Here is a 6,611-nt window from a genome sequence, read left to right on the forward strand (position 1 = left end):
CCGCGCCCCGGAATGACGTCGTGTCCGCCCGCCGGAATGACGGCCATGCGAACGTCACCCCGCGTGGTTTTTCGGCTGGCGTCCCGCCCGATGTGCGGGTACCGATAGTGCATGCATTCGAAGAGCGACAGCGTGCAGTCCTCGGCCGAGGCCCTGCGCTACCCCTGGGAACAGCACCCCGGCCCTGAAGAGGTCGTGGAGGTGCGTCCCGGCGTGTTGTGGGTGCGGCTCAAGCTGCCGTTCCGCCTCAACCACGTGAACATCTACCTGCTCGCCGACGGCGACGGGTATGCGATGATCGACTCCGGCTTCGGCAATGAGGAGACGATCGAGGCCTGGACGAAGCTGTTCGACGGGCCGCTGAAGGGCGTCAACATCTCGCGGCTTATTGTCACTCACTCCCATCCTGACCATGTCGGGCTCGCGGGCTGGATCGTCGAGCGGTTCAACTGTCCGCTCGAGATGTCGCAGGTCGAGTATCTGCAATCGGTCTACCACCAGAATCGCGGCACCGAAGAGCGGCGCAACGCGCAGCGGTTGTTCTTCCGCCGCCACGGCATGGACGAGACGCTGACCGACAAGCTGCTCGGCCGCGGCCAGGAATATCTGAAGCGCGTATCGGTGCTGCCGGCGTCCTATCGGCGCATCTCGCATGGCGACGAGGTCGTGATCGGCACGCGCCGCTTCAAGGTGATCACCGGCGGCGGGCACGCGCTCGACCAGGTGATGCTGTACTGCGCCGACGACAAGCTGTTCCTGTCCGCCGACCAGGTGCTGAGCAAGATCTCGCCGAACGTCAGCGTCTGGGCAGTCGAGCCCGACCAGAACTCGCTCGGCGAATATCTGGCCTCGCTCGCGAGCCTCACCACGACGCTGCCCTATGACGTGCTGGTACTGCCCGGCCACGGCGTGCCGTTCTACGGATTGAAGACCCGCATCAAGCAGCTCGCCGATCATCACGAGGAGCGCTGCCGGATGATCGCGGAAGCCTGCCGCGAGGTGCCGCAGACCTCGTCCCAGCTCGTGCCGGTCGTGTTCCACAAGCACGTGCTCGATCCCCACCAGATGGGCTTTGCCGCGGGCGAGCTGATCGCCCACGTCAACTACATGCTGGTCGAGGGACGACTGACCGCCGAAGAGAAGGACGGCATGCTTCAGTTCAGGACGACCTGAGCGCTCGGCTCACTTCATCTGCGCGATCGCGTGCATCGCCGCGATGTAGCCATAGGGCCCGAGCCCGCAGATCACACCGGTTGCGACGAACGAAATCTTCGAGTGCCTGTGATATTCGTCGCGGGCGTGGATGTTGGAGATGTGCACCTCCAGCACGGGGCCCTCGAACGCCTTGATCGCGTCCATGATCGCAACCGACGTGAAGGAGAAGCCGGCCGGATTGATGATGACGGCATCGGCATCCTGCCGCGCCGACTGGATCAGGTCGACGAGGACACCCTCGTGGTTGGACTGGTGGAAGGCAACCGTGAGTCCGAGCTTCGCGGCGGCCTCCTCGCAGCTCGCCTTGATCTCGGGAAGCGTCGTCGTGCCGTAGATGTGCGGCTCGCGCACGCCGAGGAGATTGAGGTTCGGGCCGTTCAGGATCATCACTCGTTTCATAGCGCTTCCCTTTGCATGAGCTGTTCGCCGGGCCGGCGGCACCGCAGCCATTTCAGGAGAAGGGCCACGAGCCAGGCTCAGCCGGTTCCGCGATCATGACCGGCGAAGCGCCATGGACAAAATGTCCATGCCGCCTGAGCGCGACGGCGCAGCCCAAGCGGCCGGCTCCCCCGCCGCGGCGCGGCGGCGCTAGCCGGTTGATCCACATCAATTATTGCCGATGGCCCGCCGCTATGAATGGTGCTGCCCGCCGCACCACCAAATGTGGGCTGGTACATAGACATTGGAGCTGGAAAAGCTCTAAGAAGAAATGGCCGCATGGGCCCAGGTTCAGCCGCAGGTCTGCCGATGGATTACAACGCGTACTTCAATTCCGCCCTCGACCGCCTCCACGCCGAGCGGCGCTATCGCGTCTTCGCCGATCTGGAGCGTATCGCCGGCCGGTTCCCGCATGCGATATGGCACTCGCCCAGGGGCAAGCGCGACGTCGTGATCTGGTGCTCCAACGACTATCTCGGCATGGGCCAGCACCCGAAGGTGGTCGGCGCCATGGTCGAGACTGCGACCCGGGTCGGTACCGGTGCGGGCGGCACGCGCAACATCGCCGGCACGCACCATCCGCTGGTGCAGCTCGAGGCCGAGCTCGCCGATCTCCATGGCAAGGAAGCCGCTCTCCTCTTCACCTCCGGCTACGTCTCGAACCAGACCGGGATTGCGACCATCGCAAAGCTGATCCCGAACTGCCTGATCCTGTCGGACGAGCTCAACCACAATTCGATGATCGAGGGCATCCGTCAGTCCGGCTGCGAACGGATCGTGTTCCGCCACAACGATCTCGCCGATCTCGAAGCGCTATTGAAGGCCGCCGGCCCGAGCCGGCCAAAACTGATCGCCTGCGAGAGCCTCTATTCGATGGACGGTGACGTCGCCCCGCTCGCAAAAATCTGCGACCTCGCCGAGAAATACGGCGCGATGACCTATGTCGACGAAGTCCACGCGGTCGGCATGTACGGCCCGCGCGGCGGCGGCATCGCCGAGCGCGACGGCGTGATGCATCGCATCGACATCCTGGAAGGCACGCTGGCGAAAGCCTTCGGCTGCCTCGGCGGCTACATCGCCGCCAATGGCCAGATCATCGACGCCGTGCGCTCCTATGCGCCAGGCTTCATCTTCACCACCGCGCTGCCGCCGGCGATCTGCTCGGCCGCGACCGCCGCGATCAAGCATCTGAAGACCTCGAGCTGGGAACGCGAGCGCCACCAGGACCGCGCCGCCCGCGTCAAGGCGATCCTCGATGCCGCCGGCCTGCCGGTGATGTCGAGCGACACCCACATCGTGCCGCTGTTCGTCGGCGATCCCGAGAAGTGCAAACAGGCCTCCGACCTCCTGCTCGAAGAGCACGGCATCTACATCCAGCCGATCAACTATCCCACCGTCGCCAAGGGCACCGAGCGGCTGCGTATCACGCCCTCGCCCTATCACGACGACGGCCTCATCGATCAGCTCGCTGAAGCCCTGCTCCAGGTCTGGGACCGCCTCGGCCTGCCACTGCGCCAGAAATCTCTGGCGGCGGAGTAGGTTCTCCTTCAACTGCCGCCGTCCCCGGGGCTACCCCCCTCCCCAGCCCTCCCCCGCAAGGGGGGAGGGAGCGAGACAGGTGCTTACCCTCACGTCGATTGAGCGCACATACGGACACGGAGCTTGTCTCGTGCCTGTTGCAGCCGGCGATCCTGTCCCCGTTCCCTCCCCCCTTGCGGGGGAGGGTCAGGGAGGGGGGTACCACACGGGGACTCTCTCGGAAGGCCTGAGACCACCGTGCGGTCAGGTGACACCGCGCGGCTTAACGACGATGATGGTTCCTGCGGCAACCGGAAAAATGGCTGTCGCTTGCGGCAGGCTTAAGCGCTAGATTTTCTTCGGAAAATGAGATCGGACGCGGCCCCCGCCGCGACGCAAGGGAGAGGTTCCCCAGCAATGCTGCATGACTGGGGCGTGATCGCAGCCGCTTTCGGCTATATCGGCTTTCTGTTCCTGGTGGCGAGTCATGGCGACCGCCGCTCCCAGGCTAAAGCCGGCCGTGCCTCCGGCCTGATCTACCCGCTTTCGCTCGCGATCTATTGCACCTCGTGGACCTTCTTCGGCTCGGTCGGCTTCGCCACCCGCACCTCGACCGACTTCCTCGCGATCTATGTCGGCCCGGTCCTGATGATCGGGATCGGCACCGGCATCCTGCGCCGCGTGATCCAGCTCGCCAAGGCGCAGAACATCACCTCGATCGCCGACTTCATCGGTGCGCGCTACGGCAAGAGCCAGGCGGTGGCGGCAACGGTCGCTCTGATCGCGATCATCGGCTCGGTGCCCTATATCGCCCTGCAACTGAAGGCCGTCGCCTCCTCGCTCGAAACCATCTTGAGCGAGGACCAGGCCTTCTCCCACATCCCGATCCTCGGCGACATGGCGCTGATGGTGACGCTGACGATGGCGGCCTTCGCCGTGCTGTTCGGCACGCGTCAGACCGACGCCACCGAGCATCAGCACGGATTGATGCTCGCGGTCGCGACCGAATCCATCGTCAAGCTGGTCGCCTTCCTCGCCGCCGGCGCCTTCGTCACCTTCTGGATGTTCTCGCCGCAGGAACTGATCGAGCGCGCGATGAAGACGCCGGAGGCGGTGCGCGCCATCAACTATTCGCCCTCGATCGGCAACTTCCTCACCATGACGCTGCTGTCGTTCTGCGCGGTCATGCTGCTGCCGCGCCAGTTCCACGTCAGCGTGGTCGAGAATTCGTCCGATGCCGAGGTCGGCCGCGCACGCTGGCTGTTCCCGCTCTATCTCGTCGCCATCAACGTGTTCGTGATCCCGATCGCGCTCGCCGGCCTCGTGACCTTCCCGTTCGGCGCGATCGACCCCGACATGTACGTGCTGGCGCTGCCGATGGAGGGCGGCAACGACCTGCTCAGCGTCGCCATCTTCGTCGGCGGATTGTCGGCGGCGACCGCGATGGTGATCGTGGAATGCGTCGCGCTCTCCATCATGGTCTCCAACGACCTGGTGGTGCCGCTGGTGCTGAAGCGCCGGCCCGAGGGCCGCGCCGGCGCCACGGATTTCATCGACTTCCTGCTGCGCTCACGGCGGCTCGCGATCTTCGCCATCATGGTGATGGCCTATTTCTATTATCGCGCGCTCGGCAACACCCAGCTCGCGGCGATTGGTCTGCTGTCCTTTGCGGCCATCGCCCAGCTTGCGCCGAGCTTCTTCGGCGGCCTGTTGTGGCGGCGCGCGACCGCGCGCGGCGCCATCGGCGGCATGCTGGTCGGCTTCGCGGTGTGGCTCTACACGCTGTTCCTGCCGAGCTTCCTCGACTCCTCGACGTCAGGCATCCTGCTCCTCCAGCACGGTCCGTTCGGCATCGAAGCGTTGCGGCCGCAGGCGCTGTTCGGCGCCGACCTGCCGCCGCTGCTGCATGGCGTCGCCTGGTCGCTGTCGCTCAACGTCCTCACCTACGTACTGCTCTCGCTGGCGCGCCAGCCGAGCTCGATCGAGCTCGTGCAGGGCGACCTGTTCGTCCCCAACACGCTCGCGCCGATCGCACCGAATTTCCGCCGCTGGCGCACCACCGTGACCGTGCAGGACATCCAGAGCACCGTCGCGCAATATCTCGGGCCCGACCGCGCGCGGCATTCCTTCGAGGCCTTTGCAGCACGGCGCAATGTGCGGCTCGAAGCCGGGGCGCCGGCCGATTTCGAGCTGCTGCAGCATGCCGAGCACATGATCGCTTCCTCGATCGGGGCGGCCTCCTCACGCCTCGTGATGTCGCTCCTGCTGCGCAAGCGGACCGTATCGGCAAAAGCCGCGCTCAAACTCCTCGACGATTCCCATGCGGCGCTGCATTTCAACCGCGAGATCCTCCAGACCGCGCTCAACCATGTGCGCCAGGGCATCGCCGTGTTCGACGAGGACCTGCAGCTGATCTGCTCGAACCGGCAGTTCGGCGAGTTGCTGAGCGTGCCGCCGCATTTCATCCAGTTCGGCACGCCGCTGCGGGAGATCCTGGAATTCATGGGTGCCGGCAATCCGGCGGAAGTCGACGACCACGAGGCGATGCTGGCGCGGCGGCTCATCGCCTATACGACCGACAGCGCGCCGTATCTGGAGCGCCTGCCCGATCGCCACATGGTCATCGAGGTCCTGACCAATCGCATGCCCGGCGGCGGCTTCGTCATTACCTTCACCGACGTCACGCCCACCTTCGAGGCGGCGGAGGCACTGGAGCGCGCCAATGCCACGCTGGAAAAGCGGGTGCGCGACCGCACCGAGGAGCTGACCCGACTGAACTCGGAGCTGGCGCAGGCGAAGAGCAACGCCGAAGACGCCAACATATCCAAGACGCGCTTCCTCGCAGCGGCGAGCCACGACATTCTCCAGCCGCTGAACGCCGCGCGGCTCTACGCGACGAGCCTGGTCGAGCGTCAGCATGGCGGCGAGGAGACGCGGCTGGTCGAGAACATCGACGAGTCGCTCCAGGCGATCGAGGAGATCCTGGGCGCGCTGCTCGACATCTCGCGGCTGGATGCGGGCGCCATGACGACCTCAATCTCGAGCTTCAAGATCGGCGACCTGATGCGGTCGCTGGAGATCGAATTCGCGCCGATTGCACGCGCCAAGGGTTTGCGGCTGACCTTCATGCCCTGCTCGCTGGCGGTCAAATCGGACCGGCTGCTGCTGCGGCGCCTGCTCCAGAACCTGATTTCCAACGCGATAAAATATACGCCGCGCGGGCGCGTCCTGGTCGGTTGCCGCCGCCATGGACAATCGCTGAAAGTCTGCGTCTACGATACCGGCGTCGGCATCCCCGCCGTGAAGCGCAGCGAGATCTTCAAGGAATTCCACCGCCTCGAACAGGGCGCGCGGATCGCACGCGGCCTGGGGCTGGGCCTGTCGATCGTCGAGCGCCTGGCGCGAGTGCTCAAGCACGGCATCGCCATCGATGCCAATGC

The 6,611-nt window shown here is 65.4% G+C and carries 4 protein-coding genes; 3 read left to right on the plus strand and 1 reads right to left on the minus strand.

What is annotated here, in order from left to right:
- The first annotated feature begins 111 nt into the window (after window positions 1-111).
- On the plus strand, window positions 112-1,173 hold the full coding sequence (locus tag Q2941_RS41895) for an MBL fold metallo-hydrolase (protein ID WP_254109239.1): 1,062 nt from the start codon (window positions 112-114) through the stop codon (window positions 1,171-1,173).
- A gap of 9 nt (window positions 1,174-1,182) precedes the next feature.
- Here the strand turns inward: Q2941_RS41895 and aroQ are convergent, their stop codons facing one another.
- A complete protein-coding gene (gene aroQ / locus Q2941_RS41900; protein ID WP_027521416.1) occupies window positions 1,183-1,614 on the minus strand; it encodes a type II 3-dehydroquinate dehydratase in 432 nt (143 codons plus the stop codon).
- 348 nt (window positions 1,615-1,962) lie between these two features.
- On the opposite strand from aroQ, the gene hemA reads away from it, so the two are divergent.
- Both hemA and Q2941_RS41910 read left to right on the plus strand, forming a co-directional pair.
- Window positions 1,963-3,192: a 5-aminolevulinate synthase gene (hemA, locus tag Q2941_RS41905; protein ID WP_458196178.1), complete on the plus strand. Its 1,230-nt coding sequence runs from the start codon at window positions 1,963-1,965 to the stop codon at window positions 3,190-3,192.
- Between the two features lie 396 nt (window positions 3,193-3,588).
- The coding region (locus tag Q2941_RS41910; protein WP_458196177.1) for a sensor histidine kinase at window positions 3,589-6,611 on the plus strand (3,023 nt) is incomplete at its 3' end.

This window comes from Bradyrhizobium sp. UFLA05-153 (genome assembly GCF_054185185.1).